18 protein-coding genes are annotated in these 26,189 nt (G+C 66.1%); 4 read left to right on the forward strand and 14 right to left on the reverse strand.

Annotated features, from left to right (window positions below; all coding sequences use genetic code 11):
* Positions 1–4: 4 nt before the first annotated feature.
* Both BQ7355_RS00375 and BQ7355_RS00380 read left to right on the forward strand, forming a co-directional pair.
* Positions 5–1,273 carry an ABC transporter permease gene (locus tag BQ7355_RS00375; protein WP_072414393.1) on the forward strand — a complete coding sequence of 423 codons (1,269 nt, stop codon included), beginning with the start codon at positions 5–7 and terminating at the stop codon, positions 1,271–1,273.
* Positions 1,260–2,462, forward strand: coding sequence for an ABC transporter permease (locus BQ7355_RS00380; RefSeq protein WP_072414394.1), 1,203 nt, complete (start codon positions 1,260–1,262; stop codon positions 2,460–2,462). The genes BQ7355_RS00375 and BQ7355_RS00380 overlap by 14 nt, the downstream gene beginning before the upstream one ends.
* Positions 2,463–2,630: 168 nt before the next feature.
* On the opposite strand, the gene BQ7355_RS00385 is transcribed toward BQ7355_RS00380, so the two are convergent.
* From BQ7355_RS00385 to kdpA, 11 genes are all read right to left on the reverse strand, one after another.
* Positions 2,631–2,846 (reverse strand): hypothetical protein, encoded by a 216-nt coding sequence (locus BQ7355_RS00385; RefSeq protein WP_072414395.1) that lies wholly within the window; start codon positions 2,844–2,846, stop codon positions 2,631–2,633.
* A gap of 252 nt (positions 2,847–3,098) precedes the next feature.
* Complete coding sequence (locus BQ7355_RS00390) at positions 3,099–4,706, reverse strand: CTP synthase (RefSeq protein ID WP_072414396.1); 1,608 nt, start codon at positions 4,704–4,706, stop codon at positions 3,099–3,101.
* Between the two features lie 285 nt (positions 4,707–4,991).
* Positions 4,992–5,153: a DUF454 domain-containing protein gene (locus tag BQ7355_RS09005; RefSeq protein ID WP_143761625.1), complete on the reverse strand. Its 162-nt coding sequence runs from the start codon at positions 5,151–5,153 to the stop codon at positions 4,992–4,994.
* 66 nt (positions 5,154–5,219) lie between these two features.
* Entirely contained in the window at positions 5,220–6,233 is a 1,014-nt protein-coding gene (locus tag BQ7355_RS00395; RefSeq protein WP_072414397.1) for a histidine kinase dimerization/phospho-acceptor domain-containing protein, read from the reverse strand.
* A gap of 24 nt (positions 6,234–6,257) precedes the next feature.
* Positions 6,258–6,941 carry a response regulator transcription factor gene (locus tag BQ7355_RS00400; protein WP_072414398.1) on the reverse strand — a complete coding sequence of 228 codons (684 nt, stop codon included), beginning with the start codon at positions 6,939–6,941 and terminating at the stop codon, positions 6,258–6,260.
* A 220-nt stretch (positions 6,942–7,161) separates the two neighbouring features.
* A complete protein-coding gene (locus BQ7355_RS00405; RefSeq protein WP_205407534.1) occupies positions 7,162–8,553 on the reverse strand; it encodes an FtsX-like permease family protein in 1,392 nt (463 codons plus the stop codon).
* A gap of 312 nt (positions 8,554–8,865) precedes the next feature.
* The gene (locus BQ7355_RS00410) at positions 8,866–9,108 is read right to left on the reverse strand and encodes a hypothetical protein (RefSeq protein ID WP_072414399.1); all 243 of its coding nucleotides are present in this window, start codon (positions 9,106–9,108) and stop codon (positions 8,866–8,868) included.
* A gap of 446 nt (positions 9,109–9,554) precedes the next feature.
* Positions 9,555–10,610, reverse strand: a complete 1,056-nt coding sequence (locus BQ7355_RS00415) for a helix-turn-helix domain-containing protein (RefSeq protein WP_072414400.1) — start codon at positions 10,608–10,610, stop codon at positions 9,555–9,557.
* A 186-nt stretch (positions 10,611–10,796) separates the two neighbouring features.
* Complete coding sequence (gene kdpC / locus BQ7355_RS00420; protein WP_072414401.1) at positions 10,797–11,387, reverse strand: potassium-transporting ATPase subunit KdpC; 591 nt, start codon at positions 11,385–11,387, stop codon at positions 10,797–10,799.
* A 12-nt stretch (positions 11,388–11,399) separates the two neighbouring features.
* Positions 11,400–13,454, reverse strand: a complete 2,055-nt coding sequence (kdpB, locus tag BQ7355_RS00425; protein WP_072414402.1) for a potassium-transporting ATPase subunit KdpB — start codon at positions 13,452–13,454, stop codon at positions 11,400–11,402.
* Positions 13,455–13,470: 16 nt separating this feature from the next.
* Complete coding sequence (gene kdpA / locus BQ7355_RS00430; RefSeq protein ID WP_072414403.1) at positions 13,471–15,294, reverse strand: potassium-transporting ATPase subunit KdpA; 1,824 nt, start codon at positions 15,292–15,294, stop codon at positions 13,471–13,473.
* Positions 15,295–15,859: 565 nt separating this feature from the next.
* Between kdpA and BQ7355_RS00435 the strand changes: the two genes are divergently transcribed.
* Both BQ7355_RS00435 and BQ7355_RS00440 read left to right on the forward strand, forming a co-directional pair.
* The gene (locus BQ7355_RS00435; RefSeq protein WP_072414404.1) at positions 15,860–18,595 is read left to right on the forward strand and encodes a sensor histidine kinase; all 2,736 of its coding nucleotides are present in this window, start codon (positions 15,860–15,862) and stop codon (positions 18,593–18,595) included.
* Positions 18,588–19,292: a response regulator gene (locus tag BQ7355_RS00440; protein ID WP_072414405.1), complete on the forward strand. Its 705-nt coding sequence runs from the start codon at positions 18,588–18,590 to the stop codon at positions 19,290–19,292. Before BQ7355_RS00435 ends, BQ7355_RS00440 begins: the two co-directional genes overlap by 8 nt.
* 122 nt (positions 19,293–19,414) lie before the next feature.
* Here the strand turns inward: BQ7355_RS00440 and BQ7355_RS00445 are convergent, their stop codons facing one another.
* The 3 genes from BQ7355_RS00445 to BQ7355_RS00455 all read right to left on the reverse strand — a co-directional run bounded on the left by BQ7355_RS00445 (position 19,415) and on the right by BQ7355_RS00455 (position 25,900).
* Positions 19,415–22,759, reverse strand: a complete 3,345-nt coding sequence (locus BQ7355_RS00445; protein WP_072414406.1) for an ABC transporter ATP-binding protein/permease — start codon at positions 22,757–22,759, stop codon at positions 19,415–19,417.
* A 221-nt stretch (positions 22,760–22,980) separates the two neighbouring features.
* Complete coding sequence (locus BQ7355_RS00450) at positions 22,981–24,132, reverse strand: AI-2E family transporter (RefSeq protein WP_072414465.1); 1,152 nt, start codon at positions 24,130–24,132, stop codon at positions 22,981–22,983.
* Between the two features lie 559 nt (positions 24,133–24,691).
* Positions 24,692–25,900 carry a D-alanyl-lipoteichoic acid biosynthesis protein DltD gene (locus tag BQ7355_RS00455; RefSeq protein ID WP_072414407.1) on the reverse strand — a complete coding sequence of 403 codons (1,209 nt, stop codon included), beginning with the start codon at positions 25,898–25,900 and terminating at the stop codon, positions 24,692–24,694.
* Between the last annotated feature and the right edge of the window lie 289 nt (positions 25,901–26,189).

Consider the following 26,189-nt stretch of genomic DNA (forward strand, 5'->3'; position numbering starts at 1 on the left):
GAATATGTGGACTACCTTCAAAACGACGGTGCACAGGCTCTTGCTCACGCCGAGCGCCGTCGTATGGACGCTCATCTTTCCCATCATCCTCGCCACGGTCTTCAACTTCATGTTCGAGCCCATGCGCGCGACGACCTCCATCGAGGCGGTCGATGTGGCGGTGGTGGCTGACGATTCCTGGAACGCGTCGCCGTTCTCGGCCGTGGTCGAAACGCTGGCGGAGGCCGATGAGCCCCTCATCGCGCTGCATGCCGTCGCAAGCGAGCAGGAGGCGCGCGATCTGATCGAACAAGGCGCGGTCGAAGGCGCGTACCTGGTCGAAGTTATCGACCACGGCGAGAAAACAGCCCTCGAAAAGGGCAATGATGCAGACGCATCCACCGCATCCGCAGTGACAAACGAAGCCGCGCCGGCTCCCCATGTGATCCTCGCCCCCGCTGGCAACGGCTCCGCCGACGCTATATCCCACGACGTGAACCGCTCGATCATCGAGTCCATCGTGACGGGCTACCTCCAGAGCGAAGCACTCACCCAGCAGGTCGCCGCAAGCAACCCCGCGGCGCCTGCAGATGCCGAAGCGGTCGAGCGGGCGCTCTCGCTCGATGCCCCCGTGCGCGAGGTCTCCCTCACGCACGCTCAGCCCGACGCCATGGTGCGCTACTACTACGCGTTGCTCGGCATGGCCTCGATGTTCGCTGCCCAGCTCGCCGAGGAACACGTGTGGCGCCTGCAGCCCATGGCATCCGCAGAGGGCGCCCGTCGGGCCGCATCCGGCACGAGCCGCATGCGGCAGCTCGTTCCCACCGTGGGCGCATGTTGGGCGGTTTCAAGCGCGTTTCTCGCCATCGCGTTCGGCTACATCTGCCTTACCGCGCATATCGACTTCGGCGGGCGCGAGGCGCTCTGCCTTGCAGGGATCACGGCGGCCAGCTTGCTCTCCAGCGGCATCGGTGCCGTGGTGGGGGCACTTCCCGGTAAGCTCGAGAGAGATTCGCGCAGCGGCCTGCTCACGGCGGCGACATGCCTGCTGTCGCTCTTCGCCGGCCTCTACGGCGCGCCCGCCATGCAGCTCGCCGATGCCGTTGCCCGCGCGTTTTCCGCGGCGGCTTGGCTCAACCCGGTCTGCTTGATCCGAGACATGTTCTACAGCGTCTATTACTACGACACGCTCGCCCCGTTTACGCTTCGCCTTCTTGCCTGCTGCGGTATCGCCGTTGCGCTGTTGGCGGGGGCGACGTGGCTCTTGAGGAGGTCCGCGCATGAACATCGCTAAACGAGCGCTCACCATCGCCCTCAGGCACCCGATATACCTCGTGATCTACATCGGTTTTCTGTCCGTGATGGGCGTTGCCCTTATGGGAGAGGTGGATGGCGGAGCGCATGCAAGCGAGACCGCCGGCACCGAGGGCGCCAGAACCCGGATCGCGTGGATCGACCGCGACGACTCGGCCGTTTCGCGCGGGGTAGAAAAGGCCCTTGCCCGGACCGATGAGCTCGTACCCTGCGAAGACGAGGAGGTGGCGCTCCAAGACGCCCTCGCCTCCGACCACGTCGATGCGGTGCTCATAGCCCCCGCGGGGTTTGGCGACGATCTGATCGACTCGGCGCGTTCCGGACGCGAGCTGCCCGCCCTCGAGGTCGCGACGGGAAGCGACATGCAGGCGACGGCACTGGCAAGTCAGCGGGCGAGCCGCTTGGCCTCGCTCGTCGCCTCCCAGGCGGCCATAGACCCGCGAGCGGACGTGGAGCAAATCCTGGCAAACGTTCGGGATCTCGATGACCTCGACGCGAACGTCGAGGTCATCGAGGCAACACAAGAAGATACAGCCGCATCGCGCCTGGCGTTCTACCTCACCTTTAGCTCCTACACGGTGACCTCGTCCGTTGTCGTCATCGCCGGCGTCGTCCTTGCGGCGATGAGCAAACCCGGAGTGCGTCACAGGCAGCTCGCGTCGACGGTAAGCAGTTGGCGCACGGGTGCCGAGAGCATCGCCGGGTGCGCCGTGCTGACGCTCGGCGTATGCGCCTGGGTTGCCACCGTGGGTATCGTGACGTCCGGAGCGACAGCGACCTTTGCTCAGATCGCACCTCAGATTTGTCTTGCCCTTACCTCGTTCCTCGTGTTCTCGATGGTCCCGCTTTCGCTCGCCTATACGCTCACGCAATGTGGCCTGCGCGAGGAGGCGCTCAACGCCATCGCCAACCTCGGCGGCATGATCATGTCGTTTTTGGGAGGAGCATGGGTCCCGCTGTCGCTGATGGGTCACGGCGTCCAAACCGCAGCGAGGCTCTCCCCCACCTTCTGGATGTACGACGCCGTGACTCGAGCGCTCGAAGCGCCCAGGGTAACGCCGCAACTTCTCGGCACCATTGGGGTCGACCTCGGCATCATCGCGCTGTTCGCCGCGGCCATCGCATCCGCGGGCCTCGTAGCGGCCCGCCTGCGCGTCCGCGAGAGGTGAAAAGCGCGGGCGCGTACCGCGAAACCAAAGATCCTTTCACCTCAGATTAGGGATGGGCGCGTCTCTGAGACGGTGGATCGGGCGCGGATGTCGCACCCCGATCCGCCTCGCAGCCAGTCACCCCACCTCTATTTGGCACCTGTCCCCAAATCGAGGCGTGTGCGCGCATTAGAAAGGCAGCCGCGATGTATGAGCGCGCTCGACGCGCGGGGTCTTCATCCGGAACAGGCCATGACGGTTGCAGTACAGATAGACCACGCCGCTGCCGCGCATGGCGAAGCGCGCCTCGGCGGCCTGTTCGGGGTAGAGCTTCTTCAGCCGAACCGTATCCGGTGTCACATAGGCGATGAAGCTGGCCGGCTCAATAGATGCGCACGCTTGCATTATGCGTGCCGGTTACCCGCGCGCCAACCTACGCACCGTAGAGACGCGCCGTCCTCTCCCCGTCGCATGCGGCGTCCGGAACGCCCGCCGTCCTCGCCCGCCGCGCGGCTCGAATGAGTGCCCGCCCCAATTTGAGGCGGAGTCGCCCTTGCGCACGAAAGGGGGCTGCGGGCGTGGTTCACCTGCAGCCCCCTGAGCCTCAAACGAGGGTCTCAAATAAGTGCCTGTCCCCTATTTGAGAACGTGGCACGCTTACTCCGCGGCCGCACGAACGAATTCACGGAACAGCGGGTGCGGACGCGTGGGGCGGCTCTTGAACTCGGGGTGCGCCTGCGTGGCGACGAACCACGGGTGCAGGTCGCGGCGCAGCTCGACCATCTCGACCAGCTCGCCATCCGGGCTCGTGCCGGACACGACCAAGCCGGCCGCCTCCAGCTCCTCGCGGTACGCGTTGTTGAACTCGTAACGATGGCGATGGCGCTCGTGCACCAGCGGCTCGCCGTACGCCTCCGCTGCGAGCGTGCCTTCGACCAACGCGCACGGGTACGCGCCCAGGCGCATGGTGCCGCCCTTCTCGGTCACGCCCTCCTGTTCGTCGAGCAGGTCGATGACGGCGTGCGCGCACTGCGGGTCGAACTCGGACGAGCTCGCATCCGCATAGCCCAGCACGTCGCGCGCGAACTCGCACACGGCGACCTGCATCCCCAGGCAGATACCCAGATACGGCACCCGGTGCTCGCGCGCGTAGCGGGCCGCGGCGATCTTGCCGTCGAAGGCGCGCTTACCGAAGCCGCCCGGCACGAGGATGCCCGACGCGTCGCCCAGCACCTGCTCGGCGTTGTCATCGGAGAGCGCCTCGCCGTCGACGAGCTCGACCTCCACGTGCTTGCCCAGGTGCGTGCCCGCGTGGTGCAGCGCCTCGATGACGGAGAGGTACGCGTCGGGCAGCTGGGTGTACTTGCCCACGAGCGCGATCTTCACGGGGTCGCCCTCGTTTTCCGCATGGTCCTTCGCGGCGAGGAACCTCTCCCAATCCGCCATGTCGCGCTCGCGTGGATCGAGCCCCAGACGCTCGCAGACGCGCAGGTCGAAATCCTGCTCGGCCATCATGCGCGGCACATCGTAGATGGACGGGGCGTCTTCGCAGGTGAACACGCAATCCATGTCCACGTCGGTGAACGAGGCGATCTTGGCGCGCACGTCGTCGTCGATGTGGTGGTCGCTGCGCAGCACGATGATGTCGGGCTGGATGCCGAAGCTCCGCAGCTCCTTGACGGAGTGCTGCGTGGGCTTGGTCTTCACCTCGTGGGCCGCCGCGATATAGGGCACGAGCGAAACGTGGATGTAGCAGACGTTCTCGGCGCCGGCGTCCTTCTTGTACTGGCGGATGGCCTCGACGAACGGCTGGCCCTCGATGTCGCCGATCGTGCCGCCGAGCTCGGTGATGACCACGTCGGCGTCCGTCTGCTCCTCGACGCCGCGGAACTTGGCCTTGATGGCGTTCGTCACGTGCGGGATGACCTGCACCGTGCCGCCGAGGAAATCGCCGCGGCGCTCGCGCGCGATGAGGTCCTGGTAGATGGCGCCCGTGGTGAAGTTAGAGTCGCGCGTGAGGTTCTCGTCGATGAAGCGCTCGTAGTGGCCGAGGTCGAGATCGCTCTCGTAGCCGTCCTCGGTGACGAACACCTCGCCGTGCTGGAACGGGCTCATGGTGCCCGGGTCCACGTTGAGATACGGGTCGGCCTTCTGCATGGTCACACGGTAGCCGCGCGCCCTGAGCAGGCGGCCGAGCGATGCCGCGGTGATGCCCTTGCCCAGCGAGCTGACCACGCCGCCGGTCACGAATATATGCTTTGTCATGGTGTTTGCCTGCGCTTTCCCGTCGAAGATGCTTACTTCCACGGGGTTTTAGTGTACTACCAGCCCACAGCGCCGATAGGTAGCTCTGCAAGTTCACGCACTCGAAACGAAACCTCAGAAAGAACCTCAGAAAGGGGACAGGCACTTTTTTGAGAGCTCGAAGCGACCGTCGCTTTCCCGAGCGCCAAGGCGGCCGCGAAGCGCACCGCTTCAAAGTGCGGTCCCTGTCTCAAAAAAGTGCCTGTCCCCTTTCTGAGGGCCCTTTCCGAGGGCCTGCCGCCGAGGTCAGCGTGCGGTCTTGACGCCGAAAACGAAGTACGCGACGTGGCCAAGCCACACGATGACGAGCACCGCGCGGCCGACGGGCGCGCCGCCCATGAGCGCGAACCCGATCGAGAGCAGCAGCGTCACCATGACCATGATGCGGACCTTGGTGGCGACGCTCATCCCGCGGCCCGCCACAGAGCTCTCAAAAAAGTGCCTGTCCCCTTTCTGAGAGGCACAATCCCTGGACTACAGGCCGGCCAGCAGCTCGAAGACGCGCGCCGCCATGGCGTCGACCTCCTCGCGCATGTTGTCCAGCCAGCGGCGCTGGCTGCCGACGGTCTCCTCCTCGTTCGCCTCCAGCGCGTCGATCGTGGCGGAAAGCGACGCGAGGGGCGTCTTGAGCTCATGCGACGCCCGCACGATGAACGCGCGCTGCCGTTCGGCGGCATCCTCGGCGGGCTTGAGCGCGCGACGGACCATGCGACGGCACACGAGCGCCAACAACAGGCAACCGACCGCCCCCAGCACAGCGAGCATCTTGGCCAGCGAGGTGAGGGAGACAACGTCGGGCGTCACGTCGAGCATGCCGAGCATGCGCCCGGCGAGGTGGCCGTCCGCCACGTAATCCTGCAAGTCGCCGCTCGCATACCACGCGGTGTCCGAATTCTCCCCCGTCTCGGGATCATAGTCCGGGTTGACGCAGGCCACCGCGCTGTCCCACAGGAACGTCCGACCGCCCACCGTGATCAGGCGCTCCCACCAGAAGCGCGCGCGACCGGACGCGAAGGCATCGCTCGCACGCTCGATCAGCTCGGCAGCCTCCCCGTCGGTGAAGTCCGAGTCCTCGCCCGTCGTCACGCGCGATGGGCGCCGCAGCAACGTCACCGTGTCATCTGGAGCGTACAGCGCGACGAAGGCCTCGTGGAACCCCGGCAGGCCGTCCCATGTCGCGATATCGCGTCCAACACTCATGGGCAGAAAATCGCCCCGCTCGGGCCATGTGTAGGCTGCGACGGCCTCGGATGCCGTGGCATATCCGCCGAGCAGCACGTCTGGCTCGGGCCTCTCGGAGGTCATGGTGCCGTACAGCAGGGTCGCGGCGGACTCGTACGCCGTCGTGGCGGAGAACCCCCAAGCGCCCGTGAGCGCCACCACGAGGACGGCGCATGCCAGCACGCTGGACGTCAGCCATAGGCGGCGATACGTCGCGGCTAGCCCGTCCCTCTCTTTCGCACCGCTCGCATGCTTCGCGCCCATCATCGTCTCCCCTCTTCCCGACCCGCGTCACATCGCCCAGCGATACCCGACGCCGCGGACCGTCTCAATCCGGGGCATCGCGCCCGCCTTCTCAAGCTTCCCGCGCAGTGCATGCACGAGCACCTCGAGCCGGTTCTCGCCGCCGATGGTTGACGGACCCCAGAGGCTCGCGACGAGGTCGCCCTTCGCGACGGGCGCGCCGACGCGCGCCATAAGTCTCTCGAGCAGCTGCGCCTCGCGGGGCGTGAGAGCGATATCGCCGGCCCCCGCCGCCGTGGCGACGCGAAGCGAGAGGCCGCGCACATCGAGCTCGGCGCCGAAGGACGCGAGGGCGCGCGGGGGCCGTATCGCCAGCGGGCGGCGCGTCACCGCGCGGATCCGCGCGAGAAGCTCGCTTGCATGGAACGGCTTGGGCAGGTAGTCGTCCGCACCGGCGTCGAGGCCCGCGACGCGATCGTCCACGCCCGTGCGTGCGGTGAGCAGGATCACCGGTACCGATGAGCCCGCCGTCCGCAGGACCTGCAGAACCTCCAAGCCGCTCTTTTTCGGCAGCATGATATCGAGCAGCACGCAATCGTGCGCCCCGGTGAGGGCGAGCTCTTCAGCGCGCTCGCCATCCGTCGCGATGTCGACACCATAGCCCTGCTTGCGCAGGACCTCGGCCTCCGCCTCCGCCAAGCGCGGAGCATCCTCGCAAAGCAAGATGCGCATCGGGCACCTCCCCCATCGTCGATTCAAGAAGAAGGATACCCGAGCAAGCTGAGAAAAAGCTGTGACATGCGGAGCGCTCCGCCGGCGGGCAGCCTCAGAAAAGCCTCAGAAAGGGGACAGGCACTAATTTGAGGCGCAGACGAGACGAAGCCATCGTAGCGGACGGCGCGAGGGCCGTGACCTCAAAAAAGTGGTAGCGGACGGTGCGAGGGCCGCGACCTCAGAAAAGTGCCTGTCCCCTTTCTGAGGTTTCCAGCACCACGCGCTCGACGGCGCGGGCGGTGATCGCCCCGTACGCCGCCATGAGGCCGATCGTGAAGGCGAGCACGCCCGCGACGATCGCAAGCAAGCCCTCGGCACCGATCGCGAACGCGAGGAACGCCACGAGGAACAGCCCGAAGACGTCGTGGACGAGTGCCCCGGCGAGCGGCGCGGCGAAGTAGAGCGCGAGCTGCCGGCGCACGGACGCGCGCATGAGGGCGCGGTCGCACCCGAGCTGTCCCAGCACCCCGTACGCGCGCCGCGCATCGACCGCGCCCGAAAGCTGCTGGAGCGCGAGCACCGCGACGGCGCTCAGCAGGAACACCGCCCCGTAGAAGATGCCGATGTAGCCGATCGGCGCCATCGACGCCGCGATGCCGGCCGAGACCATCTCGGGCGTGCGCAGCCCGATGCTGAAGACGAATCCCGCGACCATCATGCACACGGCCACCGCGACGAGCACGCATACGCAGGCGAGCGCCATCGAGGTGCTGGACACGCGCGCCTCGACCTGCCGTACCGTGAAGGCGGTGAGCCCGTCCCAGTACCGCTCGGAGCGCCCGCGCACCCGATCGCCCCACGCGGCCACGCCCAGGCGCGCGACGAGCGACGTGGCGAAGCAGGCGGCGAAGCCCATGGGGATGATGAACGCGATGAAGTACACCGGTTGGAACACGCACGAGCCCCATACGACCGCGAGCAGGACCGCGGCGAGCACCGCCTGGCCGCCCCGCGCGACCCGGCCGCCGAGGCGCATGCGCTCCGGCGCGCGCTCGGCGGACATGAGCTCGATCAGCGGGCGCCGCGCGATGTCGCGCGCGCCGTCCGCCGCGTTCACCGCGAACACCACGGCGAAGCACCCGGCGGTCCATACCGCAGCGTCCGGCGAGAAGGAGAACGCGAGCCTCCAGGGAACGTCGAACACGAACGCCGCGACCGCGCCGAACGCGGGCGATAGCGCCGCGCCCGCCCCCAGGCCGCACGCCAGCGCCCCGGCGCCCACGAGCGCCGTCTCGGCCACGAGCACGCCCGATACCGCGCCGCGCCCCATGCCGCACAGCTCGTAGAGGGCGAACTCGCGCTTGCGCCGGCGCAGCAGGAAGCGGTTGGCGTAGCGCACCAGGAAGAGGAACACGAGCACCGTGAAGACGGAGAACGCCTGCAAGACGTCGCCCGCGCTCCCCAGCACGCCCATCTGCTCGGACGAGAGTCCCATGGCGCGCAGGTGGTCGGTCGACGCCACGAACGAGTACAGCAGGCACGCCGCGAACCCGAGCGTGACGAGGTACACCGAGTAGTCGCGCGCGCTGCGGCGCACGTTGCCGATGGCGAGCTTGAGAAGCAGTCGCATGATGATCCCTCCGAACGTCTTGACGGCATCCATTCTCGCGGGCGCATGGTACGGTCGCCATCGATTCTGCTTACACGTGGCGAACAAAACCGTAAGGTTCCTGCGAGGCGCGGAGGCACAGGATGCGGGAGAACGCTCCGAAACCGCTTATCGCCGGCAGGGAATAACATCATGCCCTGCCCCTACCCGCAGGCCGTCTCCCTGCGGACGGACCGCCGACGGAGGGGCCAGAAGGGCCCCGAAAACGAAACGGGCGCGGACCCGAAGGCCCGCGCCCCGTCGCACGGCGCCCCATGCAGGGCATCAACCGTCCTACAGCTGGCGAATCGGCGCGCCCTCGATCTCGCGATGGCCAGCGCGCTCGCGCTCACCCCTCGCCGTGGGCGCCGAACCCTGGTCGACCGCCTTGCCGACCTGGGCGGCGTACTCGAGGCGCTCGTCCGCGGGCGACGTCGCCGCCGACCATGTGCGCATGACGCGCGGGACGGCGAAGAACGCCGCGATCGCGAGCAGCGCGACAACCGCCAACAGCATCAAGATCTCGTATCCAGACATGATGGCTCCTTTCCGTCATCGCCTTCGCGCCGAACCCCGGTGCTATCCGGAGTCCTACCCACCTCGTCCGCCGCAAGACCGATAACTCGGCGAATGAAGCCGAACCGCCGCTCACGGACCCTCCGCATCAACCGGCACCCGCCTCTCAAAAAGGGGACAGGCACCAAATTGAGAGGTTCGATACCGTGTCAAAGGGAGCCCCCGCCAACCTCCCTCAAAAAGGGGACAGGCACTTTTTCGAGAAGAGCGCGGTCTTCAGCTGCCGCCCCTTCGTTCAAAGCCCCGTCCGCCTCAGAAAAGTGCCTGTCCCCAATCTGAGAGGCCCACCCACAGCCCCCTCTGGCCATACCCGGAGGCCTGTCGCCCACTCGAAGCGAATCAAAGTAAAGACAACCGCTCCGTTCGCGGCCAAAAACGCCCGTGCTTTGAGGGCCGGATCGGATTCCCTACACCGAACCCACGGCCTTCCATTTCTCCAAGAACGAACGGTAGGCAGGGACTGCGCGCACAAAAGCATACTCGTCTTCACTCTCGACTTCCGAAAGCAGCAGTGCGCCCATTCTGGAGGTCAAATCTGTCAGGTCGTTCAGGTCCGAGTAGCGGTAGAGCGGTCCTTGGAGCGATGCGGAGTCATTCCCGTGCAGCGAAGCCATAACGGCATCAAGAAGCTCGATTGCCTCATCGGCGTCGCCCGCCACCGTCACGGCCGCCAGCCGCGGCATCAGACCCATCCATACAGGCTGACCAAGTGCCTCGAATGCCAACTGAGCGCGGTGCGCGCATTCGAGCGCATCATCTTTGCGGCCATCCCTCAAGGCAATTTCGATCAACCCGACAATCGCCCCCATCAAATCGGCGGCGATGCGAATCACGCGGGCCTCCCAAGTGCGTGCGGCGTCCTCGTCTCTCCCCTCGCGCGCATACAAGATAGCCTGGCGCTCCTCCTTATCCACCGTGCGGTCGGGGATGCCGTCCAGGATACGCTGAGCGTCCTCATACCGTTCTTTCTGCATGGCTTTCGCGATGAGCATTGCGGACGCCTGATCCCTCACCGCCGGCACGGCGCTCTTCGCCAAACGCGCATACGCATCGTCAAGCGCTGGCCGATACCCCTCGGCATCCGCTACTTGCCGAAGCGTGAGCGAGCCGTCGAGATACTGCGTAAGAACGATGGCCAGCTCATCGCTCGTCGGATATAGGCGCATCTTCTCCTGCGCGTAATCGAAGCCCGCATCGTATCCCTCTTCACGCACCAGTCGATCGACTTCGCGCTGTATTGCCAGGCTCTCTTCCTCTCCCAACTCCGGCTCGAACGACAGCAGCGTATTTGCATCCGTTTCGAACAGGCGAGCAAGCGAAGGGATGAGCGTGATATCCGGATAGCATATCCCGCGCTCCCATTTGTTGACCGCAGGGGCCGAAACACCGAGACGCTGCGCCACTTGCTCCTGAGTCATACCGAGCTCGCGACGGCGAGAGCGAATAATCTCTGAGATGTGCATGTCTTTCCTTTCGCCTAAGGACGATATACCGCAGCTGCTTGGCATCTATTTCATCAGCTAGCGACCGCCAACACAATTGACACGCCCTCATGTTTTCGGCAGGAAATCTAACCGCTGGTTAAAACAAGCATGCCCCCGGCGCGACCGCACCGGGGGCATGCAAGCATCTCTAGTCGAAAACGCCGCCTACAGCACACCATCCAACATGAGGTTCACCTTGAGCACGTTGACCGTGGGCTCACCGAAGACGCCCAGGAATCGGCCCTTGGTGCATTGGGCGATGATCTCGCGCACCTCGTCCTCGCTCTTGCCGGTAGCCTTGGCCAGGCGCGGAACCTGATACTCGGCCGCATCCGGAGAGATCTCGGGATCGAGGCCGGAACCGGAGCAGGTCACCAGGTCCACCGGGACCGCATCCATGTCGGCATCGGGGTTCGCGGCGCGAATCTTCTCGACGCGCGCATCCACGAGCTCCTGATACTCCTCACTTGCCGGAGACAGGTTGGACGGAGCGGAGTAGGCCATGAGCTCACCGTTCTCATCCTCGACCACCGACACGTTCTGGATGCGGCCCCACATGTGGTCCTCATCCTCGAAGTTCTGACCGATCAGCTCGGAGCCCACGATCTTGTCGTCGACCTTGATGAGCGAACCGTTCGCCTGATACGGGAACGCAACCTGGGCGATGCCGGTCACGACGAGCGTATAGCCCAGGCCGCAGACAACGGTAAACAGCGCGAACACGCCCAGTGCGCGCGATGCAACACCTTTGAACATACAGACCTCCACTTACATAATGCCGCAGAACGCGAGCAGCATGTCGATGAGCTTGATGAATACGAACGGGGCAATGATGCCGCCCAGACCCCACACGAGCAGGTTGTGGGTCAGCAGCTGTCCGGACGGGACCTCGCGGTACTTAACGCCCTTCAGCGCGGCCGGGATCAGCGCGACGATAACGAGCGCGTTATAGATGATGGCCGAAAGAACCGCGGACAGCGGGCTTGCCAGACCGAGGATGTTGAGCGCGCCAAGGCCCGGGTAGATCGGCGAGAACAGGGCCGGGATGATAGCGAAGTACTTCGCCACGTCGTTGGCCACCGAGAAGGTCGTGAGCGAACCGCGGGTCATGAGCAGCTGCTTGCCGATGCGCACGATATCGATGAGCTTGGTGGGGCTGGAGTCGAGGTCGACCATGTTGCCGGCCTCCTTGGCAGCCTGGGTGCCCGTGTTCATGGCCACGGCGACGTCGGCCTGAGCCAGAGCCGGTGCGTCGTTGGTGCCGTCGCCGGTCATGGCGACCAGGTGACCCTCGCGCTGGAACTCGCGGATCTTCTCGAGCTTGCCCTCGGGGGTGGCCTCGGCCAGGAAGTCGTCCACGCCGGCCTCGGCGGCGATTGCCGCGGCAGTGAGCGGGTTGTCGCCCGTCACCATGATGGTCTTGATGCCCATCTTGCGCAGGTCGGCGAACTTCTCCTTAACGCCGGACTTGATGATGTCCTTGAGGTACACAACGCCCAGCACGCGGCGGTTCTTGGCCACGACCAGCGGGGTGCCGCCGGCCTTGGCGATGCGCTCAACGACCTCGTCGCACTCGGCGGAGAACACGCCGCCGGCTGCCTCCACATAGGCGCGCACGGAATCGGCAGCGCCCTTGCGGATCTCATTGCCCTCGTAGTTCACGCCGGACATACGCGTCGCCGCGGTGAACGGGATGAACTCCATGCCCTTGTCCTCGAGCGTGCGTCCGCGCAGGCCGAACTGCTCCTTGGCGAGCACGACGATGGATCTGCCCTCGGGGGTCTCGTCGGCCAGCGAGGAGAGCTGCGCGGCGTCGGCGAGTTCCGCGGGATCGACGCCGTCGACCGGGATGAACTCAGACGCCTGGCGATTACCCAGGGTGATGGTGCCGGTCTTGTCGAGCATGAGGATGTCGACGTCGCCGGCGGCCTCGATGGCGCGGCCGGACATGGCCAGCACGTTGGCCTCGTTCAGACGGCTCATGCCGGCGATGCCGATGGCGGACAGCAGCGCGCCGATGGTGGTGGGAGCCAGGCACACGAGCAGCGCCACGAGCGTGGTCACAGACGTGGGGTTGGCCATGTCGTTAAGGCCGGCCGAGAAGCAGGAGTAGCAATAGAGGGCCAGCGTGACCAAGATGAAGACGATGGAGAGGGCCACCAGGAAGATCTCCAGGGCGATCTCGTTAGGGGTCTTCTTGCGCGCGGCGCCCTCGACCATCGCGATCATCTTGTCCAGGAAGCTCTGGCCGGGCTCGCTGGAGATCTTGACAATGATCCAGTCGGACAGCACCGTGGTACCGCCGGTAACGGCAGAGCGGTCGCCGCCAGCCTCGCGGACCACGGGGGCGGACTCGCCGGTGATGGCGGACTCGTCAACGGAGGCAGCGCCCTCGATGACGTCGCCGTCGCCGGGAATCTGCTCGCCGGCGCGTACGATCACCAGGTCGCCGCGCGTGAGCTCGGTGCCGGGAACGACGGTGAAGTGCTCCTTGTCCTCGACGGACTCGATGCGATGGGCCTCGACATCCTTCTTGGCCGCACGCAGGGAATCGGCCTGAGCCTTACCGCGGCCCTCGGCAAGCGCCTCGGCAAAGTTCGAGAACAGGTCGGTGAGCCACAGGATGACCGCGATGGCGACCACATAGTAGGTGGGCACACCCGCGTCCTGCACACCGAAGACGGAAGCGACGGCCAGGACGGAGGTCATGACGGCGGAAAGCCACACCAGGAACATGACCGGGTTTTGAATCTGGACGCGAGGATCCAGCTTGGCAAACGAGTCGCGGACCGCGCGGCCCATCATGTCTTTTTGCATAGCCATAAATCTGCGCCCTCCTTTACGCAATCATCTGGAAGAACTCGGCAACGGGGCCAAGCGCCAGGGCCGGGAAGAAGCTCAGGGCACCGATCAGCAGAACGATGAACACGAGCAGGAATACGAACATGCCGTTGGTGGTAGACAGGGTACCGGCGCTCTCGGCGACCTTACCCTTCTTGGCCAGCGAGCCGGCGATGGCCAGCGTACCGACGATGGGCATGAAGCGGGCGAACAGCATCTCAAGGCCGAGTATGACGTTGATCCAGGGAATGTTGCAGTTCATGCCCGCAAACGCCGAGCCGTTGTTGCCGCCGCATGAGGTGAAGGCATACAGCACCTCGGAGAAGCCGTGCGCGCCACCATTGTTGAGCTGGTCGGCAAGACCGGGCACCATGCAGGCGATGGCCGAGCACACCAGAATGGCAAACGGAGTTGCCAGGCACAGGACAACTGCCCAGCGCATCTCACCCGGCTCGATCTTCTTGCCCAGGAACTCAGGCGTGCGTCCGACCATGAGGCCGGCGATGAACACCGTGAGGATGGCGAAGCCGATCATGCCGTACAAGCCGCAGCCCACGCCGCCGAAGACGACCTCGCCCAGAGCCATCTGGAGCATCTGGACAAAACCGCCCAGCGGGGTGTAGGAATCGTGCATGGAGTTAACCGAGCCGTTGGAAGCGGCGGTGGTGTAAGCCGACCACGTGGAGGAGGTGGCGATGCCGAAGCGGCTCTCCTTGCCCTCCATGTTGCCGCCGGCCTGGCCGTCGGTCATCTCGATATTGACCGCGCCGCTATCGGCCAGCTGCGGGGTGCCCGCATGCTCGTTGACGGCGATGACGCCGGTGAAGATCACCAGCAGGATGAACATGGCGGCAAAGATGGCCTTGCCCTGCTTGGTGTTCTTGACGCCGATACCGAAGGTGAAGCAGCAGGCGGCCGGAATCAGCAGCAGGCTGGTCATCTCAATGATGTTGGTGAAGGCGCTGGGGTTCTCATACGGATGGGCGGAGTTCACGCCGAAGAAGCCGCCGCCGTTGGTGCCGGACTGCTTGATGGCGACCTGGGGGGCCGCGGGGCCCTGGGGCAGGAACTGCTCGGTGACCACGCGCGCGTCCTCGACAACCTTGCCGTCGACCTTGACGGTGTCGCCCTCGATCTGGGCGCCGTCGATAACGCTCCAGCCACCGTCGGCATTGGGCTGAACGGCAACGGGCTCGACGAGCTCGGCCTTCTGAGCCGGCTGGAAGTTGGAGATGACGCCACCGGCAGCCAGGCAGATGCCGAACACGAGGTTCAGCGGGATGAGCACGTACAGGACGGTACGGGTGAGGTCGACCCAGAAGGAACCCAGACCCTGCTCCTTGACCTGACGGAAACCGCGGATCAGAGCGAACATGACCGCGATGCCGGTACCGGCGGAAACGAAGTTCTGCACGGTGAGGCCCATGAACTGCACGAGGTAGGACAGGGTGGTCTCACCGGAGTAGGACTGCCAGTTGGTATTGGTGATGAAGGAGGCCGCCGTGTTGAACGACAGGTCCCACGACACGCCCGGCAGGTGCTGCGGGTTGCCCGGCAGGACGGCCTGGAGCATCTGGAGCGCGATGAGCACCACGAGCCCGATACCCGAGAAGGCGAGGACGCTCGCCAGATAGCGCTTCCAGCCCATCTGCTCCCCCGCGTCAATGCGGAGCAGGCGATAGACGCCTCGCTCGACCGGGGCAAGCACGGGCGACAGAAACGTATGCTCACCGTCCATGACGCGCGCCATGAACTTCCCCAGGGGGATGGCGAGCGCGATGAGGACGGCAAAGTACAGAGCGTACTGAATGATGGCACTCATGCTTTACGAATCACTCCTCATGAGAATGTAGATGTAGTAGATAAGAAGTCCGATGCATGTGATTCCGATGATCGGAATGAGGACGTCCATGCGCCCGCTCCTTTCGAAGAAGCCTCTTTCCCTCACGCTGCGTCCGAAGGGGACGCGGCATGAGAATAGTAAACGCCCGTGCGCATTAAAGCGGTGTTAGGGTTGCGCGCCCACGCATTAAGATACCGTAAAGATGCAGGTAGGTGTACATAAAAGCAAGCTTTGGACAGCTATACTCATCCCATGCGCCAGCCCGTGGGCCATATCATCCCGTGCTCGAACCGTCCTGCTCGCGCGAAGGACCCACCGGGTCCTTCGGCTCGTGCGGAACTGCGCGCGGAATGATATGGCCCACGGGCTGGCGCGACGCACTTAATCGCAGCACTCTATAGCGAGCTGTTCCCCCGAGCGGCATGCAAGGTCCGTCGCGAGTTCCGCACGCAAAGGAGCGCCCGGCGGACGCTCCGTCTTGCGCAGGACCGTCCGGGCAGCGGACGTTGCGGGCCCGCCGAGGGAACCCACGGAAGGGAGTCTCATGCCACGTGACACAACCGATGGCCGCGTCGATCCCGATGCGCTTCTCAAGGCCATCGAGCACGATGCCGACGGCGACGAGGAGCATGCACGGCGCGGACATCTCAAGATCTTCTTCGGCTATGCGGCCGGCGTGGGCAAGACCTATGCCATGCTGCAAGCGGCCCACGCCGCGAAACGACGCGGCGTGGACGTGGTGGCCGGCTACATCGAACCCCACGAGCGGCCGGCGACGGCGCGCCTCGTGCGGGGCCTCGAGCAGGTGCCGCACGAGCTCGTCGAGCACAACGGCATCACCCTCACCGAGTTCGATTTGGACGCCGCGATCGTGCGCGCGCCGCAGCTCATCCTCGTCGACGAGCTCGCCCACACGAACGCCCCGGGCTGCCGGCATGAGAAGCGCTACCAGGACGTCGAGGAGCTCCTGCGCGCAGGGATAGACGTGTACACCACCGTCAACGTCCAGCATATCGAGAGCCTGAACGACATGGTGGCCTCCATCACCGGCGTCGTCGTGCGCGAGCGCATCCCCGACCGCGTCTTTGACGACGCCGACCAGGTTGAACTTGTGGACATCGAGCCCGCCGACCTCCTCGAGCGCCTGCAAGCGGGGCTCGTCTACCGCGAGGCTCAGGCGGAACGGGCGCAAGACCACTTCTTCACCGTCGAGAACCTCACCGCCCTGCGCGAGATCGCCCTGCGCAAGTGCGCCGACCGCATGGGGCACCTGGCAGACGCCGCGCGCGTGCTCGGCAACCGCGACTATTACACGAGCGAGCGCATCCTCGTGTGCGTCTCCCCGGCGCCGACCAATCCCCGCATCGTCCGGGCAGCCGCGCGCATGGCCAAGGCGTTTCGCGGAGAGCTGGTCGCCCTTTTCGTGGAAAGCCCGCGCACGCAGGCGATGAGCGAGCAGGAACGCGGTAGGCTGTCGGGCAACATCGCCCTCGCCGAGCAGCTCGGGGCCCACATGGAGACGGTGTACGGCGACGACATCGCCTTCCAGATCGCCGAGTTCGCCCGCCTCTCGGGCATCTCCAAGATCGTCATGGGGCGGACCGGCGAGCTGAAGGGTGCCCATAACGTCCTCTTCGGGCGCAAATCCCTCGTGGAGCAGCTCATCTCCATAGCTCCCAACCTCGACATCTACATCATCCCCGACCGGGCGGCGCCCGAGTCGCGCCCGGACGACCGTCGCGAGCACGGCGGCTTTCGCCCGCCGAGAGGGCGCGACATGGCGCGGACCCTCGGCCTCTCCCTTCTCGCCACCGCCATCGGGACGTACTTCAGGCATCTCGGCTTCGCCGACTCGAGCATCATCTCGCTCTACATCCTCACGGCCCTGCTCACCGCCGTCACCACCGAGGGGCGCGCCTGCACCCTGCTGTCGAGCGTGCTCTCCGTGGTGCTCTACAACTTCTGCTTCGTCACGCCGCTGTTCTCGCTCAACAGCTACGACCGAAGCTACCTCGTGACGTTCGCCATCATGTTCGTAACCGCCATGGTGGCGGCCGAGCTCACCGCGCGCCTCACCAACAACGCCCGCGCGAGCGCCAAGAACGCGTTCCGCACCCGCGTGCTGCTCGAGACGAACCAGCTCCTTCAGCAGGCCGAGGGTATGGAGGCCCGCGCCCGCGTGGCCATGAGCCAGCTCATCAAGCTCCTGCGGCTCGACATCGTCTTCTACCCGGCAAGCGGAGACCTGCTGGGAGACGCGCTCTACGAGCCCGCCGGGACGCAGGACCGATCTGCGAGCATTCTCACGGAGTACGAGCGCGCGGTCGCCACCTGGACCTTCACCAACAACAAGCACGCGGGCGCGAGCACCCGCACCCTGCCCGAGGCGCAGTGCCTCTACCTGGCCGTCCGCGCGGGAAAGGAGGTGTTCGGCGTCATCGGCATCGCGCTGGAGGGACGCGAGCTCGAGGCATTCGAGAACTCGATCGTGCTGTCCATCGTGGGCGAGTGCGCGCTTGCGCTAGAGAGCGACAAGGCGGCTCGCGAGCGCGAGGAGGCGGCCGTGCTCGCTAAGAACGAGCAGCTCCGCGCCAACCTGCTGCGCTCGCTCGGGCATGATCTACGTACCCCGCTCACCGCCATCTCGGGGTCGGCCGCCGTCCTGCGCGAGAGCGGCGATCAGCTGCCGCCGGCAAAGCGCCGCGAACTCGCCGATGCCATCTACGATGATTCGCTTTGGCTCATCGACACCGTGGAGAACCTGCTCGCCATCACGCGCGTCGAGGACGGCGACCTGCATCTCAATCTCACGACGGAGCTCATGGACGAGGTCATCGCGGGCGCGATGACCCATGTGGCACGCGAGGCGCACGGGCACCATCTCGTGGTGGAGCACACCGACGACATCTTGCTGGCACGGATCGACGTCCACCTCATCATGCAGGTCCTCACGAACCTCATCGTGAATGCGTTCAAGTACACGCCGCGGGGATCGACCGTCACCGTAGGGGCGCGTCGATCGGGTGCGGACATCGTGGTAACGGTGGCCGACGATGGGCCGGGCGTCGCAGACGCCGACAAGCCGCATGTCTTCGACCGCTTCTTCATCGCCGATAGGAACAGGCCAGTCGATTCGCACCGCAGCTTCGGGCTGGGGCTGTCGCTCTGCCGCGCGATCGTCGAGGCGCATGGGGGTATCATCGAGGTCGGAGATAATCAGCCCCATGGGGCCGTCTTCAAGTTCACCCTTCCCGCCGAGGAGGTAGAGATACATGAGTGATGCATCGCGGCAGCGTATTTTGGTGGTAGAGGACGACCCGGCTGTCCGCAACCTCGTCACGACGGCGCTCGACCTGCATGGCTACGATGTCGAGCGGGCCGAGACCGGAGAGAGCGCCGTCATGGAGGCCGCCTCGCGCAACCCGGACCTCATCATGCTCGACCTCGGCCTGCCCGATATCGACGGTGTCGAGGTCATCTCCAAGATTCGCGGCTGGTCGGCGGTGCCCATCATCGTCATATCCGCGCGCACCGAGGATTCCGACAAGATCGGCGCGCTCGACGCCGGTGCGGATGACTACCTCACCAAGCCGTTCTCCGTCGAGGAGCTGCTTGCGCGCGTCCGCGCGAGCCTGCGGCGATCGGGGATGGCGGGGACGGACGCGGTCGAGGCGAGCACGTTCGACAACGGCCCGCTTCATATCGACTTCGCCGCGGGCTGCGCCAGCATCGCGGGGCAGGAGCTCCAGCTCACACCCACCGAGTACAAGCTGCTCGCACTGCTCGCCAAGAACGTGGGCAAGGTGCTCACGCATACGTTCATCACGCATGAGATCTGGGGAACAAGCTGGGACAGCGACATCGCGAGCCTGCGCGTGTTCATGCGGACGCTGCGCAAGAAGATCGAGGCCGACCCGTCGCATCCCACCATGATCCAGACGCACGTGGGCGTTGGCTACCGCATGCAGCGCCTCTAGCCTCCCTCAAAAAGGGGACAGGCACTTTTTTGAGAGGAGCGCGGCCTTCAGCCGCCCCTTCGTCCAAAGCCCCGTCTGCCTCAAAAAAGTGCCTGTCCCCAATTTGAGGCTCCGCATCGAGGCTATTCGCTGCGCAGGGCCTCGACGGGATCGCGACGGGCGGCACTGCGGCTCGGGATGAGGCCGGCCACCACCGTGAGCAGCACGGAGATGAGGATCAGCCCCAGCGCAGACGCCACCGGCAGCTGCATCACGTTCTCCACCTGGTGCTCGGCGAGCGCCCAGGCGTTGACGGGGAACGAGACGGCAACCACCACGCCGATGGCGAGCGCGCCGGCGATCAGGCCCTCGATGAAGGTCTCGGCGTTGAACACGTTGGCGATATTGCGCTTGGAGGCGCCCATCGCGCGCAGGATGCCGATCTCCTTCTTGCGCTCGAGCACGCTGATGTAGGTGATGATGCCGATCATGATCGAGCTCACCACGAGCGAGATACTCACGAAGGCGATGAGCACGAGCGAGATCATGTTGACGATGCTCGTCACGCTGCCCATGAGCACGCCCATGTAGTCGGTGTAGACGATCGTCTTGTCCTCCTGCCCGGAGTCGCGCATCTCCTGGTTGTAGCGGTCGATCGCGGAAAGCACCGCATCCTTCGCCTGGAAGTCCACCGGATAGATGCTCACCGCCTGCGGATCGGACTGATCGGCGTAGCCGAGCGTCGACAGGTTGTTCGCATACGTCAGCTTGCCCGCGTTGGCGTAGCTCGCCATGAGCGACGCCAGGTCCTCGGCATCCATGTTGAAATGGATCGCGTTCGCGAACGCGGCTCCGTCCACCGAGAACGCGCTCTGCATATTCGCGGCGAGCCGCTGGGCGAGGTGCGGGGCCATGGCCGCCATGGCGCGCCCGAGCCCCTCTTGGAGCTGGGCGCCGATAGCCGCGGAAAGCTGCGCGCCCACCTGCTCCGCCATGCCTTGAAGCGCCGTCGCCATATAGGGCGCGAGGTCGTTCTCCACGTAGGCGCGCACGATCTGCTCCAGGCGCTCCGACACGGGCTTGCCCGCGACCTCGCCCACCTGCTCGAGCAGCGCGGTGCCGCCCTCCGGCGCATCGCTCGTCGCATACGCGGCGAACTGCTCTACCAGCTTCTTGCCGAAATCGGGGTCGGTGGGGCGAAGCCCCTCGCCATGCGCGGGCAGCCATGCCGTCAGGAACCGCTGGACGAATTGACCCGAAAGATCCACCACCTGCTCGAGCTGGGTCTTGTCGAGCACCGAGTCGTTCTGCAGATCGCCCAGGATCCCCTCGAGGTCGGGCATCGGGGCGCCGGCGAGAACGGAGGAGAGGTCGATCGACCCCAGCGCGCCCGAGACATCGATGTCGATACCGCCCAGGTCGACGCCGGCCAGATTGAAGCCCGATAGGTCGAGGCCCGCCGTCAGCTTCGATGCATCGACCTTGAACGCGCTGCGCAGGCCGGATTCATCCACCGTGAACAGGCTCGACAGATCGACGCCCTGCTTCGCCTCCTCCTGCAGGGTGGCGAAAGGCTTGTCGGTGAAGACGTCGACCTCCGGGTCGGCGAGCTGCTGGCGCACGATCTCGGAGTTCGCGGCGCGCGCCATGAGCTCCTCGGTGAGCCCGTGCGTGTAGGCGATGCCCTGCGAGAGCGCGGCGGACTTCGCCGTGGGGCTCGGCTGCACCACGCCCACCACCTTGAGGTCCAAGCCGTTCGCGACTTGCCGCGCCATGAACGCGGCGTCGTCGGACATGTCGGTCCAGCCGCCCGTCTCGGCGTTCCTGCGATAGGAGTCCGACGGGCTCAGGACCTTGAAGCTCGTGCCCAGCGCGTCGTCGTAGGTGAAATCGGCCTTGACCGCAGGCACGTCGACCTCGCCGGACCCGCTCATGGTACTGTCCACCATGCGATTCAGCTCCGCGGGATCGAGCGCGCCGATGCTGTAGAGGGTGAAATCGGAGATCTTCCCGCGCACGGAGAGCACGAGCACGCATTCATCCGCCGCCTCGGCCCAACGGCCCGCCACCACGTCGTACTGCTCGTCGAGCAGCTCGGGGTTGTCGATCATCTCGCTGAACGCCGTGGTGCCGCTCATCATGGTCCCCGCCATGGCCCCACTCGAAGCGCCGCCGGACATGGCGGTCGACATCGCGTTAGGTGAAACCTGCACGGGATCGCCGCCGTCCGCGTCCGCACGGTACACGAGCGGCGTGATCCCGTAGTCGTACTGGATGGCGGAAACCTCGCCGTCGAGCTCCTTGGCATCCCCGTCGAGAAAGGTCTTGAAGCTCGCCATGTCGTTGGACTTCACGCTCGCGAACATGTCCGAAAGCATCGTGAACACCGGGATGGGCTTGCTGGGATCCACCGTTTCGGGCGCCACGTCCTTCGAGGTCGATCCCTGCTCCGCACCATCGTCCGCATCCGCATCGGCGCCATCATCGGTCTCCGCAGCGCCCGCGTCCCCGGTCATCATGCTCGTGAGGTCGTAGCTCTGCCGCGCGATGGTGAGCGGATAGCTCGAAAGCGTGTCCTGCTCGACCTTCGCGATGTAGCCGTTCACGCCGTTGGACAGCGCCAAGATCGCCGCGATGCCCATGATGCCGATCGATCCCGCGAAGGCCGTCATGATCGTGCGGCCCTTCTTCGTCATCAGGTTGTTGAATGAAAGCGACAGCGCCGTTAGCAGGCTCATCGAGGATCGGCGCGACGGGGCCGCATCGGGATGCGCGGCCTCGGCGGCGCGCGCGGCGGAGAGCTCGTCGGCCGTCACCGGATTGGTGTCGCCCACCATGTGCCCGTCCTGGATCCGCACGATGCGCGAAGCATAGTCCTCGGCGAGCTGGGGGTTGTGCGTGACCATGATGACGAGCCGCTCGCGCGCGACCTCGGCGAGCAGGTCCATCACCTGGATGCCCGTCTCGGTGTCGAGGGCGCCGGTGGGCTCGTCGGCCAGCACGATCTCGGGGTCGTTCACCAGGGCGCGGGCGATGGCCACGCGCTGCATCTGCCCGCCGGAAAGCTGCGAGGGCTTCTTGTTCACGTGCGCGCCCAGCCCCACGCGCTCGAGCGCGGCAATCGCCCGGCGGGTGCGCTCGGCGCGGTCCACGCCCGCCAGCGTGAGGGCGAGCTCCACGTTGGCGAGCACCGTCTGGTGCGGGATGAGGTTGTAGCTCTGGAAGATGAAGCCCACGCGGTGGTTGCGGTAGGTGTCCCATTCGGCATCGCCATAGTCGCGCGTCGAGACGCCGTTCACCACGATGTCGCCCGAGTCCGCATGGTCGAAGCCGCCCAGGATGTTGAGGAACGTGGTCTTGCCCGAGCCCGAGGGCCCCAGCACGGCCACGAACTCGTTGGCGCGGAAGGTCACGGACACGCCGTCCAGCGCCCGCTGGACCAAGTCGCCCGTAGTGTAGGTCTTGGTGATGTCCCTGATCTCGATCATGCTCGCACGTTCCCATCGATCGGTTGCGTCACCTGTTGATACCCCGAATCGATGCGCTTATCCGAGCGAACGCCTTAAATTCCCGCGCGCCAGCCACCCCGCCAGGCCGAGACGAACGGGTCGAAACCCCTCCCCAGCCGGTCGATTCAACACGGGCGCGCCCACCCGACAGGCGGCGGCCGACGGGAGCCGGCGCACGAGACGCGCCCGCGTCGACACGGCTACGCGCGCTCGGGTCCCTCCGAGGCACGGGCGGCAAGCCGGGCGTTCGTCCACTCGCGGAACAGCTCGTAGAGCACCGCGACGATGGGGATGAAGAAGACGATGCCCACCACGCCGAACAGGTTGCCGCCGACGAGCGCCGCGATCAGCGTCCACAGCGCGGACAGCCCGACCGAAGACCCCACGACGTGCGGATAGATGAACTGGTTCTCGACGAACTGCACGACCAGGTACACGATCACGCACAGAATCGCCTGCTCAGGCGCAGCGAGCAGGGTGAGGAACGCGCCGATCGCGCACGAGGCGAAGGCGCCCACGTAGGGAATGAACGCGAAGAGCGCCGTCAGGAATCCGATGAGGCCCGCATACGGCAAGCCGACGACCGAGAAGGCGAAAAAGATGAGGGTTCCCAGGATGCACGCCTCGAGACACTGGCCGGAAAGGAACTTGGAGTAGGTGTCCGACGCGAGAGCGGCGACATGGCGGATGCGGAACGCGACCCGGGGGTCGAGGTGCGCATCCATCACGCGGACGGCCTGACGGCCGAGGGTTCGCTTGCTCGCCAGCACGTACACCGCGATGACGAACGCGAAGATGAAGCTCGAGACCATGGAGACGGTCGAGCGGGCCGCCGCGAAGACCGAGTTGGCGATCGAGCCGAGCCCGAAGTTGAGCAGCCCTTGGACGCTGCCCGCCGCGACGCCGGAAGCCGGCTTGAAGAGGCGGGCGAGCTCGTCGACATCGACCCCGTTGGCGGCGAGCGCGCGCTCGATCTCCGGCAGGCGCTCGGTGAGCAGCGGGGCGACGGAGCGCGCGGAGGCGACGAGCTGGGGCACGAGCATGGTGACCGCGAGGACCGCGACGCCGACGATCGCAAGAAGCGCCAGCACGATGCTCACGGCGGAGATGGCGCCGTCGCCGGGGCGGCGCCCCTCGGGAAGCGCGGAGGCGGCACGACGCAGCAGGCGCTCCATACCGGAGACGGGAACGTTCAGGACGAACGCCACGCCCAGGCCGAGCAGCACCGGGAAGAATATGTCGACGACCGCGGAGAGCACGCCGAGCACGACGTCGAGATGGCTGAGGCCGACATACAGGCAGACGCCGAACGCCACGAGGGCGGCGGCTCGACGGGTTTGCGTATCGAACATAGGAGCCTTTCGCGCAGACGGCGCCGGCTGCGTGGCGCCCGAGGAAGCGTGGAACTCCTTATACCCGCACTCGAACGCGGTATTCCCCCGCAGGGCGGCGATCGCCGCCACCGACACCGCATCTTCGGCACGGCTTAGCCGCCCTCCCTTCCAGGATCGGGACGGAGACGCTGGGGGCGGCTGAACGAATTAATCCATAACCCCCTGCTGAATTGGACAAATATGGCAAATATAGGTCTGACCGGCAGGGATCGCCCCATGAGAGCGTCCGAAGCGCGCTCGAGGTGCGCGCGAGCGGGTTAATATTACTCGTCCTCATGGCTGTGCGCACCTTCTGATAAATCACGGGAATCGATGGGCCGCGTGCTCGCGCAAACGACTTATATAATTGCCAAATTTGCCCAAGAAAGCAGGGGGTTAAGCAAAAAAATCGATGTAACCCGTTGCGGAGGGGAGCGGAGCCGGGCGCCAGCGCACTTCGGCGTCCGTCCGAACCGGGCCGACAACCCCGCGCGCCCATCCGTACGACCCGCATCCCGCGCGTCGCCCATGTCGAACCCTACTCCCGCCAGAACCCGTACAGCGCCTGGGAGTAGAGCGCGGCTCCGTAGTCCGACGGATGCGAATAGTCGCGCAGGAAGAGCGGGTCATACTCGCGATCCGAGAAATCCGCCGTGCGCACGCCCGCCCGCGCGCACGCCGAGCGCACCATGTCGTAATATCGGGCGCGCACGTCCCGCGTATAGGCCGTCTGGTCGTAGACGGCGCCCTTGACGGGCTGGATCACCACGAGCGGCTCGACGCCCGTCGCCCGGCACACCTCGAGCATCAGCTCGAAGTCCTCGAGCTCCTGCTCGCTGAAATACCCTTCCTCTCCGATTTTCCAGCCGCTCTGGGCACCGGAAAGCCAGGCGTCGTACTTCTTCTCGTACCACGCATCGTATAGGCCGAGGTCGTTCGACGAGGAGGCCTCCACCGCGCGCTCGCGCGCCGCGGCGACGATCCCCTCCCAATCCGGCTCCCCCGAAGCGGTCTCGGGAAGGTCGTCGGGACCGGGCCCCGATCCGTCCGCCGCGGCGCCGTCCTCCCCTGGGGCCCCTGCGCCCCCGTTCGCGCGGAGCCTCCAGGCGAGGCGCAGGTCGTCGACGCGCTCGCGCGCGGCGCGGTCGACGGCGGATGTCGCGCGGGCCAGCGGGCAGGCGTCCGAACCGCCCGAGACGTGCGCCCCGTACTCCTCTGCGCGCTCCGCCACGCGGCGCTTGATGCCGTCGGGAATCGAGGCGTTCGCCATGAAGGCGTCGTAGGCGCCCTGCGAGAAGACGCCCGGGAAGCTGGACTGCGGGTCCCGGTAGCACATGAACCACTGCATGCTGACGAAGACGACCGCGCGCCGGCTCCCTTCGGGCAGGCGCGGGGCGAGGGCGCCGAGCTCGATGGCCTGCCAGAAGTCGTTCGCGCCCGCGCGGCCCGCAACGACCGACGTCGCCCCGAAACGGCCGTCCGAAAACATCGCTGCAGGATGGGCCGGGCCGGCAGGGCCCGGCTTGAGCTCGGAGGAGCCCAGCACGACCTCCGGGGACGCGCCCGCCTCGGCGAGCGCGTCGTATTCGCCCGACATGAATTCCCAGCTCGCCACCTCGTCGTACCCGGGATACTCCGAGCGGAGCAGCTCCGACGGGAGCCCGGCGACGCCGCCCCCGGTGAACGCGATGGCGCAGGCGCCCGCCGCGAGCGCAAGCGCGATGCCGATAGCGGCAAGACGCCTCATGTGCACCTCCTAGAACTCAGCGTAGACCGGGGCCGCCGGCGCGCCGTAGGGCGAGCAGACGAAGAACCATGCGAGGACGGCCAGCAGGGCAAGCGCCGCGAGCGCCCAGGCCGCGGCGGAGCCAATCGAATCGGAGCCGAGAACCTCGCGGCAGCGCGCGCGGCGGCGCGCAAGGCGAGCCCTCCACCGGCACCAGACGCACCCGGGGTCCGGCGACGAAGGCGACGCGCCGCGGGACCCGCGCCCCTTCCCGCCCGCCCCAGGCGAAACCCGGAACGGCCGGACGGAC

This window comes from Collinsella phocaeensis (assembly GCF_900119895.1).
Lineage (GTDB): Bacteria > Actinomycetota > Coriobacteriia > Coriobacteriales > Coriobacteriaceae > Collinsella > Collinsella phocaeensis.